The sequence below is a fragment of the Variovorax sp. V15 genome, from assembly GCF_041154425.1.
In the GTDB taxonomy this organism is placed as follows: Bacteria; Pseudomonadota; Gammaproteobacteria; order Burkholderiales; family Burkholderiaceae_C; genus Variovorax; species Variovorax guangxiensis.
Genome location: NZ_AP028659.1, coordinates 2,776,113 through 2,790,285, shown reverse-complemented (window position 1 = coordinate 2,790,285; position 14,173 = coordinate 2,776,113). Strand labels below are relative to the sequence as shown.

The window sequence follows — 14,173 nt, the reverse complement described above, 5'->3', positions numbered from 1 at the left end:
ATGTCGCTCGCACTGGATCGCCCCGAGTTCGCACCGCCGCCACAGCGCGGCACCGGGCGTGCACTGGTACTGGCGCTCATTGCCCACGGGCTGCTGATCGCGGCGCTGACGTGGGGCGTGCGCTGGCGCAGCGACGCCGACGAGGGCGCCGTGGACGCGGAGCTGTGGTCGTCCACGGTGCAGCAGGCGGCGCCTCGCCTGCAGGCACCGCCGGCACCCACCCCGGTTCCCGCGCCGCCGCCGCCCGCCCCTGCTCCGCCGCCGCCTCCGGCAGCGAAGGCGCCGGAGCCCGCTCCCGCGCCCAAGGCCCCCGACATCGCGCTCGAGCGCGAGAAGAAGCTCAAGGAACAGAAGGAGCAGCAGGAGCGCGAACTCGAGCGCCAGCAACAGCAGAAGAAGAAAGAGCTGGAAGCCAGGCAGCGCGCCGAGGAAGAGGCCGAGCGCAAGAAGGAACAGCAGAAGAAGCTGGCCGAGCAGAAGAAGCAGCAGGAAGCCGAAGCCAAGCAGGCGGAGCAGAAGAAGGCCGAGGCCGCCGCGAAGCAGGCAGCCGCCGACCGCGCCGCCGCGCTCAAGCGCATGCAGGGCCTTGCGAACGCCACCGGCAGCGACGATTCGCGCGGCACGGCCCAGCGCACGTCCGGTCCTTCCAGCGGCTATGCAGGCCGCATCGCAGCCGCGGTGCGCCCGAACATCACCTTCCCGGATGCCGACACCGTGAACGGCAACCCGGCGGCGGAGTTCGAGGTGAGCCTGGCGCCCGACGGCACCATCGTCGGCGTGAAGCTCAGCAAATCGAGCGGCCTGCCGGGCTGGGACGACGCCGCAGAGCGCGGCCTGCGCAAGACCGACAAGCTGCCTCGCGACACCGACGGGCGCATCTTCCCGTCACTGATCGTCACGCTGCGGCCCAAGCGCTGATTTGCAGCCTGCGCCTAACGCGCAGCTAAGAAAACGGGCCCTTTCCGGGTGACTTTCACGTCACCCGGAACTCGATAATCAGGGCTCATGACCCCCAACGGCCGCATCCGCTACGGCAGCAGTCCCCTGCTCGCCAGCCCCACTCCCGTGTGGCGCAGCAAGTTCATCGTGGCCAGCGTCGCCTTCGGCTTCCTGCTGCTGGCCGGGCGCGCAGCCTACGTCCAGATCTTCGCCAACGACTTCTTCCAGCACCAGGGCGAAGTACGCTACCAGCGCACGCTGGAGCTTCCGGCCAACCGCGGCCGCATCCTCGACCGGCACGGCCTGATCCTGGCCTCCGACATCCCCGCCCCCAGCATCTGGGCCATTCCCGAGGACATCGAGCGCGACGACCCTGCCACGCTGGAAAAGCTCAAGCAAGCAGCCAAGCTGCTCGGCATGCCGCAGAAGGACTTCGACAAGAAGCTGGAGGACGAGGACAAGAGCTTCGTCTGGATCAAGCGCCAGGTCGACGAGCCCATCGCGAAGCAGGTGGCCGCGCTCAACATCAAGGGCGTCTACCTGCGCCGCGACTACCGCCGCCAGTACCCCGAGGGCGAGGCGGCGGCGCATCTGGCGGGCTTCACCAACGTGGAAGACGTGGGCCAGGAGGGCATCGAGCTCGCCTTCGACCACGACCTGGCCGGCAAGGCCGGCTCGCGCCACGTGCTGAAGGACCGGCTGGGCCACATCATCGAGGACACGGAAGACCAGGTGCCTCCCACTCCAGGCCACGACATCCAGCTGAGCATCGACGACCAGGTGCAGTTCGTCGCCTACGAGAAGATCCGCGACGCCGTGGTCGCCAACAAGGCACGCGCCGGCAGCGTGGTGGTGGTCGACGCGCAGACCGGCGAGCTGCTGGCCATGGCCAACTACCCGAGCTACGACCCCAACGACCGCCGCAACCTCACCGGCGAGCAGTTGCGCAACCGCGCGATGACCGACGTGTTCGAGCCGGGCTCGACGATGAAGCCCATCACCATCGCCACCGCGCTGCAGCTGGGCCGCGTCACGCCCAAGACCATCATCGACACCAACCCGGGGCGCATCACCGTCTCTGGCGCGACCATCCACGACGACGAGAACTTCGGCGTGCTCACGGTCGAGGGCGTGATCCAGAAGTCGAGCAACGTCGGCGCCACCAAGATCTCGCAGCGCATGTCGGCGCAGGAGATGTGGAACTCGCTCACCGCCGTGGGCCTGGGCCAGAAGCCGCAGACGCCCTTTCCCGGCGCGGTCACGGGCAGGCTGCGGCCGTGGAAGTCGTGGCGCCCCATCGAGCAGGCCACCATGTCGTACGGCTACGGCCTGTCGGCGTCGCTCTTCCAGATCGCGCATGCCTACACGGCCTTCGCGCACGACGGCGAGGTGATCCCCATCAGCCTGCTGAAGAACCACGGCGAGGAACCGCCCGGCGTGCAGGTGTTCTCGCCGCTGGTGGCCAGCGAGGTGCGGCAGATGATGCACATGGCCGCCGCGCCCGGCGGCACCGCGCCGCTGGCCCAGACGGTGGGCTACTCGGTGGGCGGCAAGACCGGCACCGCGCACAAGCAGGTCGGCAAGGGCTACGCGAGCAACAAGTACCGCGCCTGGTACACGGGCATGTCGCCCATCGACAAGCCGCGCATCATCGTCGCGGTGATGGTCGACGAGCCCAGCGCCGGCAAGTACTTCGGCGGCCTCGTGGCCGCGCCGGTGTTCAGTCAGGTGGTGCAGCAGACGCTGCGCATCATGAACGTGGTGCCCGACCTGGCCGTGACGCCGATGGCGCACTGAGCGCGCCGGGCCGACTGCCGCGGCGCTCGTTTAGGATCGTCGGCAACACTTGTTGCCGGCGCTCCTGACATGGTCGAAACAACCCCTGCCGTAAGCCTCGAAGACCTGGCTCCGCTGCCCTACCAGCGGGCACTGGCCGCATGGCTGGAGGCAAACGAACCCGAAGTCTGGCGCTGGGCCGCCTCCGCCGAGTCGCGCGAGGAGCACGCCGCCGCCGTGCGCGCCGGACTGCTGCGCAACTCCTACCGGCTCGACGCCGCCGCGCACCCCGAACTGCACTCGCATGCGCAGGTGGCCGCGCAGCGCCTGGGCATCACAGCCTCCGTCACGCTCTACCAGGCGGGAGACGGCGCGATGAACGCCTCCATCCACTTCATGCCGGGCGAAGCGCACATCGTGCTTTCGGGCCCTCTGCTGGAACGCCTGCAGGGCGCCGAGATGCAGGCCGTGCTGGGCCACGAGCTGGCCCACTACCTGCTGTGGGCGCGCGACGGCGGCAGGTACCACGTCGTCGACCGGCTGCTCAATGCCACCGCCGCCGATCCGCGCGCCGATGCCAGCCACCTGCAGGCGGCGCGGCGCTACGCGCTCTACACCGAGGCCTTCGCCGACCGCGGAGGCTGCGTGGCCTGCGGCGCGCTGGAGCCGGCCGTGAGCGCGCTGGTGAAGGTGCAGACAGGGCTGAGCCAGGTCAACGCCGCCAGCTACCTGCAGCAGGCCGAGGAGATCTGCGCCGCGCCCGACATGCACACGCGCGGTGCCAGCCATCCCGAAGTGTTCGTGCGCGCCCGCGCGCTGCGCCTGTGGACCGGCCGCGAGCCCGAGGCCGACGAATGGCTGGCCGGCGCGCTCGAAGGCCCGCTCGACCTGGGCACGCTGGACATCCTCGGCCAGCAGCGCGTGGGCGCCATCACCCGAGCCACCATCGCTCAGCTGCTGCAGCAGCCCTTCCTGCAGTCGGAGCCGCTGCTGGCGCACGCGCGCCGCTTCTTCCCCGACTTCAAGCCGCCCGCCTCCGACATGCCGCCGCCCGAGGCGGTGCCCGCCGGGCTGCACGACTACCTGGCCAGCGTGCTGGTCGACTTCGTCGCGGCCGACCCCGAGCTCGACGACGTCACCCTCGCCGCCGCGCTCGGCATCGCCGAGGCGCTCGGCTGTGCCGGGCCCCTGGAGCAGCGCGTGGTGAAGGACATGCGCTTTCCCAAGCGCAATCTCACGCGCGTGAAGCGCGAGGCCGCCGCGCTGCTCGACAAGGCGCAGTCCCAGCATCAGCAAACCGCCACCACATGACAACCCAGGCATCCGCTCCCCTGCTGCAGCTGATCGACGCCGCCGACGCCCATGGCGGACTGCAGACCGACGACGTGCTCAAGCTCGTGCTGCCGCTGCTGCGCGAAGTCTCGGCCCTGCACGAGCAGGGCAAGGTCGCCGCGCTCGGCAACGCTTTCGCCTACCGCGTGACCGAAGCCCCGGCGCTTGCACTCGCGCAGCCCGAAGGCACCGAGCCGCGCCGCAACCCCGAAGCCATCGCGCCGCTGGAGCAGCCCGCCACCTCTGTGCTGCGCGTGGTGGGCGAGCAGCGCGTGACCATCGACGCCGATGCCGGCCTCTCGGTCGAGAACCTGATGCTCATGGCCGACGCCGCGCCCGACGCGCTGCCGGCGCGCCCCGTCTACCTGCCCGGCTATGGCGCCTGGGAACAGCGCTTCGGCCACCACGACGCCCTCGGCGACATCCTGTGCCTGGGCCAGGTGCTCGCCAGCCTCTCATGCGGGCTCGACTTCGGCGACGGCGAGGAGCTGGGCCGCTTCGTCGCGAACCGCGGCAACCTGTTCAACCTGAACCGCCGGCTGCATCCGGTGGTGGCGGCGGTGATCTTCGAGATGACGGCGCTGAACCGCCACGAGCGCGCGCGAGACCTGCCCTCGGTGATCCGCCGCCTCGAAACCTACCGCGACCAGCCGCTGGACCTGGACCTGGGCCTGGAGCGCATCGCCCCCGCGAAGGACGGCGCAGGCCAGCGCCGCGAGGCGATCCAGCTGCACCTGCGCGACCGGCTGTTCGACCTGTCGCGGCGCAACCGGCTGCTGTACTTCAAGCCCACGCAGGCGCATGTGAACCTCACCATCGCCAGCGTGCCGCTAGTGGTCGACATGCACAGCATCCGCGTCGACCAGCTCTGCCTGTGGGACGGCCGCTTCGCCTCCGACATCACCGCCTGCAGCCCCGTGCCGCTGGCGCGCTGGCTGCGCTTCGAAGACCAGCCCTACCTGCCCGGCGCGCTCGACCGCATCCTGCAGGAGGCGCGGCGCGACCGGTCGGAGTACGGCTTCTCGCAGCTGTCGCTGGTCATCGCCTTCCTGCGCTGGCACAACCTGAAGGAAGACGCGGCCGAGCGCATCGCCTCGCCGCTGCTGATGCTGCCGGTGGAGCTCACGCGCAAGAAGGGCGTGCGCGACCAGTACCTGCTGGAAGCCGCCGCCAGCGAGGCGCAGGTCAACCCCACGCTGCGGCACCACCTGCGCCAGCTCTACGGCATCGTGCTGCCAGAGACGGTGGACCTGCGCGAGACCACCATCGAGCAGTTCCACGCCCAGCTGGCCGCACAGATCGCACAGAGCGAGCCCGGCGTGCAGCTACGGCTGGTCCGCCAGCCCGAGATCGCGCTGATCCACCAGCGCGCGCGCCAGCGGCTCGAGCAGTTCAGGCGCCGCACCCGGGTGCGCGCAGCCTCGGCGCAGCCGGCCGCGGTGCACGATTTCAGCTATGCGCAGGACGACTTCCGTCCGCTCGGGCTGCAGCTCTTCCACGCACGCGTGCGCGGCGTGCCGCTGCCGGTGCGCGACGCCGTCGGCGCAAGGCCGCAGCCGCGTGCGCCGCAGATGGCGCCCGACAGCGCCACCACCACGGCGCAGACCGAGCGCAAGACCATCGAGCTGCGCGAGAGCAGCGGCAACCCGTACCAGTGGGACATCGACCTCACGGCCGTGACGCTGGGCAACTTCAACCACCGCAAGATGTCGCTGGTGCGCGACTACTCGGGGCTGGCCGAATCGGGCATCGCCAACGAGGCCTTCGACCGCGTGTTCTCGCTGCAGCCGAGGCAGGTGGACGCCGAGGCGCCGCCTTCGCTGCCGCTGGCCGAGCAGTGGCCGGTGGTGCAGGCCGACGCCACGCAGACCGCCGCCGTCGCGCTGGCGCGCACGGGCACCAGCTACATCATCCAGGGGCCTCCGGGCACCGGCAAGTCGCAGACCATCACCAACCTGATCGCCGACTACGTAGGGCGCGGCAAACGCGTGCTCTTCGTTTGCGAGAAGCGCGCCGCCATCGACGTGGTGTTCCATCGCCTGCGCCAGCAGGGGCTGGACGAGCTGTGCTGCATGATCCACGACTCGCAGGGCGACAAGAAGGCCTTCGTACAGAACCTGCGCAAGACCTACGAGCACTGGCTCGAAGCGCCGGAAGAGCTGGTGCAGGAGACGGCCGAGCGCAACCAGCTGGTCGATGCGATGGAGCTGGACCTGCGCGCCCTCGAACGCTTCGACGCCGCCATGCGCGAGGTGCCGCAGCACATCGCGGTGACGCTGCGCGAGCTGGTCTCGCGGCTGATCGCACTCAAGCCCCAGGACCCGGCGCTGACGCCGCTGCAGGCCGAGGCCCTGCCCGCCTACGCCGCATGGCGCGGCCATGCCGAGCTGATCTCGCGCCTGCATCTGGCCGTGACCGAAAGCCTGGGCTCCCAGAGCCTCGCGCAGCACGTGTTCTCGCAGCTCGCGCCCTCGCTGCTGCGGCAGGAGAAGCCGCTCGCGAAGCTGGTCGAACTCTCCGAGCGTGCCGCCGATTCGAGCGGCGCCTGCCGCGATGCGCTGGCCGATGCCTGGCCGCCGCTGGCCGAAGCCCGCGCCACATGGGCCGACGCCCTGGCCGTGGTGGCAGATGCGCGCCGCGTGGCCTCGCTGGCAACGCGCGGGCAACTCAGCCTGCTGGACGGCGCGCACGCCGACAGCCTCGCGCTCGGCAACACCATGGCCGAGCGCCGAAGCCTGACGCAGGCGCTGGACGAGGCGCTGCAGCGCACCGCCCAGTGGCGCGACAAGCTCTCGCCCGCCGACACCGAAGCCGGCCTCGCGCAGGCCCGCGAACAGCAGAGCTCCATCCTCCGCTGGCTCAAGCCCTCGTGGTGGCGCCTGCACGGCGAGCTCAAGCGCCGCTACAACTTCACCGCCCACGCGGTGCGGCCGCAGCCGAGCCAGGTCCTCGAACAGCTGCTGGCCGAGCACACGGCCCGTTCCGCGGTGCAGAAGCACCAGTCGCGGATCGAAGTCGACTACGGCTGCGCCGACCCCGAAGCCTTCGTGCAGCAGCTTCAGGCGCTGCGCAACCCCGACGGCAGCACCGGCCTGCGCTCTGAATTCCAGGCCCATCTGCGCACCGGCGCGGGCGCAGCCACCCGCAGCGTCGAGCAGCTCGCCGCTGCCGGTACGCGCACCGACACGCTCGATGCCCTGCTGCGCGAACTGATGCACGACGCCTCCAGCCAGCCGCTCGACGCGCTCGAAAGGCTGGCCCGCACCCTGCGCGAACAGGCCGACGCCCTGCCCTCCGTGCTGGTGCCGTTGCAGGAGCTGGCCGATGCCGACCCGGCCGTCGCTACGGCTCTGCGCACCCTGCCATTGCCGCCCGACGCCATCGAGTACGCGGTGGCGCGCGAAAGCCTGGAGCGCGTCTACCGCGCCGAGCGCTGGCTGCCGCGCTTCGACGGCGCCGCGCTCGCGCGCCATGCGCAGCGGCTGGCCGAAGCCGAACGCAAGCTGCTCGGGCGCAACGCCCGCACGCTGGCCGCCGCGGTGCGGCAGCGCTTCCGCGACCATGTGCAGAAGAGCGCTCTTTCAGCCAGCCAGCTCGACGCCGAGGGCAAGCTCTTCAAGAAGAGCTACAACGCCGGGCGCCGCGAGCTCGAACACGAGTTCGGCAAGACCATGCGCTACAAGGCGATCCGCGAACTCGCCAGCGGCGACACCGGCCAGGTGGTGCGCGACATGAAGCCGATCTGGCTCATGAGCCCGCTTTCCGTGTCTGACACGCTGCCGCTGGCGGCCGACCTGTTCGACGTGGTGATCTTCGACGAGGCCAGCCAGATCCCGGTGGAGGAAGCCGTGCCCGCGCTCTACCGCGCGCCGCAGATCATCGTGGTGGGCGACGAGATGCAGCTGCCGCCGACCAGCTTCTTCTCGTCCGGCCGCGACCCCGAGGACGACACCGTCTCGGTCGAGGAGGAAGGCGACCGCATCGCCGTGGTGCTGGACGCCGACAGCCTGCTGAACCAGGGCGCGCGCAACCTGCCCGCCACCCTGCTGGCCTGGCACTACCGCAGCCGCTACGAGTCGCTCATCGGCTTCTCGAACGCGGCCTTCTACGCGGGCAACCTCTACACCATCCCCGACCGCAGCCTGCCGGCGCCCGAGCGCGACGAGCTCCTGGTGCAGTCGCGCAGCCCGTCCGATGCATCGGTGGCGGCGCAGGCCGACGCCCTGCTCTCGCGCGCCATCAGCTTCCACCGAGTGACCGACGCGGTGTACGAGAACCGCGTCAACGAGGGCGAGGCGCGCCACATCGCGCAGCTGGTGCGCGAGCTTCTGCGCCGCGAAACGGGGCTCAGCCTGGGCATCGTGGCTTTCTCGGAAGCGCAGCAGGGCGAGATCGAGGAAGAGCTTGAAGCACTGGCCGCCGTCGACAGCGACTTCGCGGCCCGGCTAGAAGCCGAGTACGTGCGCGAGGAGGACGACCAGTTCTGCGGCCTCTTCATCAAGAACCTGGAGAACGTGCAGGGCGACGAGCGCGACATCATCCTGCTGAGCATCTGCTACGGCCCGAACCCCGAGGGCCGCATGCTCATGAACTTCGGGCCGATCAACCAGCGCGGCGGCGAGAAGCGGCTGAACGTGATCTTCAGCCGCGCGCGGCACCACATGGCGGTGGTCTCGACCATCCGGCACGAGGCGATCACCAACGACCACAACGAGGGCGCGGCCGCGCTGAAGAACTTCCTGCGCTACGCGGAGTGCCTCTCGCGCGGCGACGCGGGCACGGCAAGACGCGTGCTCGAAGGCATGAACCCGCTTACGCGCGGCAGCGGCGCACCGCGCCATGCGCGGGCCGACGAGGTGACGGCGCAGATCGCCGCCGCGCTGCGTGCGCGCGGCCATGCGGTGGACGAGCAGGTGGGACAGTCGCGCTTCCGCTGCGACCTCGCATTGCGTGCGCCGGGTTCATCGCCGGACTCAACGCCGAATGACGGCCACTACGCGCTGGGCATCCTGGTCGACACCGCCACGCACTACGAGAACCGCAACGTGCTGGAGCGTTACGTTTCGCGCCCGCGCATCCTCGACGCCTTCGGCTGGCGAGTGCTGCAGGTGCTGGGCAAGGACTGGCTGCACGATCCCGACGCGGTGCTCGGGCAGATCGAGCAGGCCCTGGCGAAGGCCGGGGCTGCGTCCGAGGAGGAGATCAGCGCAGCACGCTGAGGCGCTTCACGTCGAGCTCGACCTTGCTGCCGATCAGGTCCTTGTCGAACTCGCCCGTGATCTCGACGCGCACCTTGTCGTCGATCTTCACGCCCGGAGGGAAGTGCCTGGCGTCGATCTCCACCTTGATGCGGCCGGTGTCGTCGGCGAAGGTGTAGTGCTCGCCGCCATCGTGCGACACGATGAAGCCGCGCAGCGTGGCGTGCTGGTCGTCCTTGCCGGTGTCGATCAGCTGCTTGACGGTCATGGCCGGCACTGTGCTCGGGCCGGCGTAGGGCGTGCCCGCGGCCGCGTTCTGCGGGGTCGTGCTCGGGCCGGTGTATTGAGCCGAAGCAGCAAAAGGCAATGCCAGGGCAAGCGCGAGGACGAGGGACGATTTCTTCATGCGGAGTTCCTCCTGAACTTCTTGGTTGAAAGACGGGAGGAATCCTAGCCAGCAGCCCAAAGAGCCCACGCCCGCCGGGCACTTGCAGTGGCGCAGGAAGAAATCAGTCGTAGACGATCAGCGCCTTGCCCGCCTCGGCCTGCGCGGTCCAGCTGGCCAGCGCCGCGTCGGTCGGGAAGAACTTGGCGCGGTCGCCCAGCTGCAGCTCGACCTGCGCGCCCGCGCGCGCCATCGACAGCCGCACCGGCAGGCCCTGTATCAGGTCGCCCACCTCGGTCTGCTCGGTGCGCGGCGGAAAGTCTTTCAGCAGGCGCGCGATGTCGGGCGCCTTGCCGTTGACCGCCACGCGCAGGAACTTGCCGAAGCGGCAGCGCGCCGAGGCCAGGTCCCACACCTGCTGCACCTGGAAGCGGGCCTCGAAGCCGCCGCGCGCGGGCTGCAGCCGGCCGCTGACGATGACGAGCTCGTCGTCCTTCAGCGTGTTGCGGTTGGCGTTGATGAGCGCCTCGTCGGCCGTGGCCTCGATGGAATCGGACTTGTCGTCGAGCTTGAAGATCGCCAGCCGGCCGCGCTGGCCGTTGATGACGCGGAAGTCGCTCACGATGCCGGCGATGACCTGCTGGTCGCGGCTGTCGAGCAGGTCGGTGATCTCGCGCTTGCAGAAGCGCCGCACCTCGTGCGAGACCTCGTCGAACAGGTGGCCCGAGAGATAGAAGCCGATGGCGGTCTTTTCGAGCGTCAGGCGCTCCTTCACGCCCCAGGGCGTGGCGTCGACGAGGTCGGGCTCGGCGGTGGCGGAGCCGTGGTCGCAGTCGCCGAAGATGTCGGCCTGCGAGGCGTTGGCCGCCGTGGCATTGGCGAACTCGAAGGCGCGGTCGAGCGAGGCGACCAGCGCCGCGCGGTTCTGCTGGATGGCGTCGAAGGCGCCGGCCTTGATCAGCGCTTCCACCGTGCGCTTGTTGATGCGCTGGCGGTCGATGCGCACGCAGAAGTCGTACAGGCTCTTGAACGGCCCGCCCTCCTCGCGCGCGCGCACCACGGCCTCGACCGCGAGCTGGCCGGTGCCCTTGACGGCGCCCAGGCCGTAGCGGATCACCTTGTTGGTGACCGGCTCGAAGCGGTAGTTGCCGCGGTTCACGTCCGGCGGCTCGAAGGTGATGCCGAAGTTCTTCTGGGCGTCCTCGAACAGCAGCTTGAGCTTGTCCGTGTCGTCCATTTCCACGGTCATGTTGGCGCAGAAGAACTCGGCCGTGTAGTGGACCTTGAGCCAGCCCGTGTGGTACGCCAGCAGCGAGTAGGCGGCGGCGTGCGACTTGTTGAAGCCGTAGCCCGCGAACTTCTCCATCAAGTCGAAGATCTCGTCGGCCTTGTCCTGCTCGATGCCGTGTGTGGCGAGCGCGCCCGCGCGGAATTTCTCGCGGTGCTCGGCCATCTCCTCGAGCTTTTTCTTGCCCATCGCGCGGCGCAGCAGGTCGGCGCCGCCGAGCGAGTAGCCGCCCAGGATCTGCGCGGTCTGCATCACCTGCTCCTGGTAGACCATGATCCCGTAGGTCTCGGAGAGCATCTCGGCCACGGCCGGGTGCGGGTACTCCACGTCCTCGCGGCCGTGCTTTCGCGCCACGAAGCTGGGAATCAGGTCCATCGGGCCCGGGCGGTACAGCGCGTTCAGCGCGATCAGGTCTTCCAGGCGGGTCGGTCGCGCGTCCTTCAGCATGCCCTGCATGCCGCGACTTTCAAACTGGAACACGGCTTCGGTCTTGCCGTCGGAGAAAAGCCGGTAGGTCGCGCCGTCGTTCAGCGGGATGTTCTCGAACGCGAAGTTCTCCTGGCCCTTGTGGCGCTTCATGATGAACTCGCGCGCGATCTCCAGGATCGTGAGCGTGGCCAGGCCCAGGAAGTCGAACTTCACGAGGCCGATGGCCTCCACGTCGTCCTTGTCGTACTGGCTCACGGCCGATTCGCTGCCGGGCTGCTGGTAGAGCGGGCAGAAGTCGGTGAGCTTGCCCGGCGCGATGAGCACGCCGCCGGCGTGCATGCCGATGTTGCGGGTCATGCCTTCGAGCTTCTGCGCGAGCTCGACCAGCATCTTCACTTCTTCTTCCTTCTCGATGCGCTCCGCGAGCTGCGGCTCCATCTCGATGGCGTAGTTGTTCTTGTCGCCCTCGATCTTCTTCTCGGGCGGGTACTGCAGCGTGACCGACATGCCCGGCTTGTTCGGAATCAGCTTGCTGATGCCGTCGCAGAACATGTAGCTCATGTCGAGCACGCGGCCCACGTCGCGGATGGCCGCGCGCGCGGCCATGGTGCCGAAGGTGGCGATCTGGCTCACGGCGTTGCGGCCGTACTTGTCCTTCACGTAGTCGATCACGCGGTCGCGGTTGCCCTGGCAGAAGTCGATGTCGAAGTCGGGCATCGAGACGCGCTCGGGGTTCAGGAAGCGTTCGAACAGGAGCTTGTATTCGAGCGGGTCGAGGTCGGTGATCTTCAGCGCGTAGGCCACCAGCGAACCGGCACCCGAGCCCCGGCCGGGGCCCACCGGGCAGCCATTGTTCTTGGCCCACTGGATGAAGTCGCCCACGATCAGGAAGTAGCCCGGGAACCCCATCTTCAGGATGGTGTTGATCTCGAACTCCAGCCGCTCCACGTAGCGCGGGCGCTCGGCGTCACGCCTGGCCTCGTCGGGATAGAGGTGCTTCAGCCGCAGCTCCAGGCCGTAGAAGGATTCCTGGCGGAAGAAGTCGTCGATCGGCATGCGCACGCCATCGGCGATGAAGGGCGTCGGGAAGTCGGGCAGCTGCGGCTTGCCCAGCACCAGCGTGAGGTTGCAGCGCTTGGCGATCTCCACCGTGTTGGCCAGCGCGCTGGGCACGTCGGCGAACAGCGCCTTCATCTCCGCGCTCGACTTGAAGTACTGCTCCTCGGTGAAGCGGCGCACGCGGCGCGGATTGCCGAGGATCTCGCCCTCGGAGATGCAAACGCGCGCTTCGTGCGCCTCGTAGTCCTCGCGCTCGGCGAACTGCACGGGGTGCGTGGCGACCACCGGCAGATGCAGCCGGGCCGCGAGCTGCACGGCGGCGACCACGTGAGGCTCGTCCTCGGGACGGCCCGCACGCTGCAGCTCGATGTAGAAGCGGTGCGGGAAGATGCCTGCCAGCTGCAGCGCCAGTTCGGCCGCGCGCTCGCCCTGCCCCTGCAACAGCGGCTGGCCCAGCGGGCCCGCCTGCGCGCCCGACAGCGCGATCAGCCCGCCCGAAAGCTCCTGCAGCCATTCGAGCTTGCAGGCCGCCTGCGACTGGCCGCGGCCCACGTTCTGCGTCCATGCCCGCGCCAGCAGTTCGGACAGGTTGAGGTAGCCCTCCATGTTCTGCACCAGCAGCACGATGCGGGTGAGTGCGCCGGGCTCCTTGCCCAGCCCGTCGACGAAGACCTCGGCGCCGATGATCGGCTTGACGCCCTTGCTGCGCCCCTGCTTGTAGAACTTGACGGCCCCGAACAGGTTGTTCAGGTCGGTGATGGCCAGCGCGGGCTGCTTGTCGGCAGCAGCGGCCTTGACGACATCGTCGATTCGGGTGGTGCCGTCGACGACGGAGAACTCGGTGTGCAGGCGCAGGTGAACAAACATGCTTCCATTGTAGAAAGCGGGCCCTCCACGATGTGGGTTGGCAATCCCTGAATCACCCCGGCAGAGGCCCTGTACCCGGGCGATATTCCGCCGGCACCTAAAATCCCGCCCCGTGCAAGAGATTTTGAATATCGCGGCCTACAAGTTCGTGGCCATAGACGACAGCCCCGCGCTGCGCGAAGACCTGCGTGCCCGCACCCAGGCCCTGGGGCTGATGGGCACCATCCTGCTGGCACCCGAAGGTATCAACATGTTCCTGGCCGGAACGGCCGAGGGCGTGCGGGCTTTCCTGGCCCATCTGCGCGCCGACGCCCGTTTCGCCGACCTGGAGGCCAAGGAAAGCTGGTCGGCCGCGCAGCCCTTCCGGCGCATGCTGGTGAAGCTCAAGCGCGAGATCATCCGCATGGACCACCCCGCCATCCAGCCCGAGGCCGGCCGCGCGCCCGGCGTGGATGCCGCCACGCTCAAGCGCTGGCTCGACCAGGGCCATGACGACCAGGGCCGCGAGATCGCCCTGCTGGACACCCGAAACGCCTTCGAGGTCGACTACGGCAGCTTCGAAGGCGCCATCGACTGGCGCATCGGCAAGTTCACCGAATTCCCGCCCGCCCTGCGCGCGCACCGCGACGAGTTCAAGGGCAAGACGGTGGTGAGCTTCTGCACCGGCGGCATCCGCTGCGAGAAGGCGGCCATCCTGATGCACGAGGAAGGCGTGGAGAACGTGCTGCAGCTCGAAGGCGGCATCCTCAAGTACTTCGAGGAAGTCGGCGGCGCGCACTACAAGGGCGACTGCTTCGTCTTCGATGGCCGCGAGGCCCTGGCGCCCGACCTGAGCGCGCGTTCGGCACGCGCCAGCGCCCGCGCCTCGGAAGACCCCGACCTCGCCATCAAGCAGTAACG

The 14,173-nt window shown here is 69.2% G+C and carries 7 protein-coding genes; 5 read left to right on the top strand and 2 right to left on the bottom strand.

Translation table 11 applies throughout. The features are described from left to right. The 4 genes from ACAM57_RS13075 (at position 1) to ACAM57_RS13060 (ending at position 9,266) form a co-directional block, all read left to right on the top strand. On the top strand, positions 1-918 hold the full coding sequence (locus ACAM57_RS13075; protein ID WP_126023835.1) for a cell envelope integrity protein TolA: 918 nt from the start codon (positions 1-3) through the stop codon (positions 916-918). An 87-nt stretch (positions 919-1,005) separates the two neighbouring features. Beyond that, a complete protein-coding gene (locus ACAM57_RS13070; protein WP_184637305.1) occupies positions 1,006-2,736 on the top strand; it encodes a penicillin-binding protein 2 in 1,731 nt (576 codons plus the stop codon). Positions 2,737-2,805: 69 nt separating this feature from the next. Next, positions 2,806-4,026, top strand: coding sequence for a SprT-like domain-containing protein (locus ACAM57_RS13065; RefSeq protein ID WP_369661942.1), 1,221 nt, complete (start codon positions 2,806-2,808; stop codon positions 4,024-4,026). Continuing rightward, positions 4,023-9,266 (top strand): AAA domain-containing protein, encoded by a 5,244-nt coding sequence (locus tag ACAM57_RS13060; protein WP_369661941.1) that lies wholly within the window; start codon positions 4,023-4,025, stop codon positions 9,264-9,266. The genes ACAM57_RS13065 and ACAM57_RS13060 overlap by 4 nt, the downstream gene beginning before the upstream one ends. Here ACAM57_RS13060 and ACAM57_RS13055 read toward each other — a convergent pair. Beyond that, positions 9,250-9,651 carry a YgiW/YdeI family stress tolerance OB fold protein gene (locus ACAM57_RS13055; RefSeq protein WP_369661940.1) on the bottom strand — a complete coding sequence of 134 codons (402 nt, stop codon included), beginning with the start codon at positions 9,649-9,651 and terminating at the stop codon, positions 9,250-9,252. The genes ACAM57_RS13060 and ACAM57_RS13055 overlap by 17 nt on opposite strands. Positions 9,652-9,754: 103 nt before the next feature. After that, entirely contained in the window at positions 9,755-13,273 is a 3,519-nt protein-coding gene (gene dnaE, locus ACAM57_RS13050; protein ID WP_369661939.1) for a DNA polymerase III subunit alpha, read from the bottom strand. A 112-nt stretch (positions 13,274-13,385) separates the two neighbouring features. On the opposite strand from dnaE, the gene ACAM57_RS13045 reads away from it, so the two are divergent. After that, a complete protein-coding gene (locus ACAM57_RS13045) occupies positions 13,386-14,171 on the top strand; it encodes a sulfurtransferase (protein ID WP_126023831.1) in 786 nt (261 codons plus the stop codon). Positions 14,172-14,173: the final 2 nt, after the last annotated feature.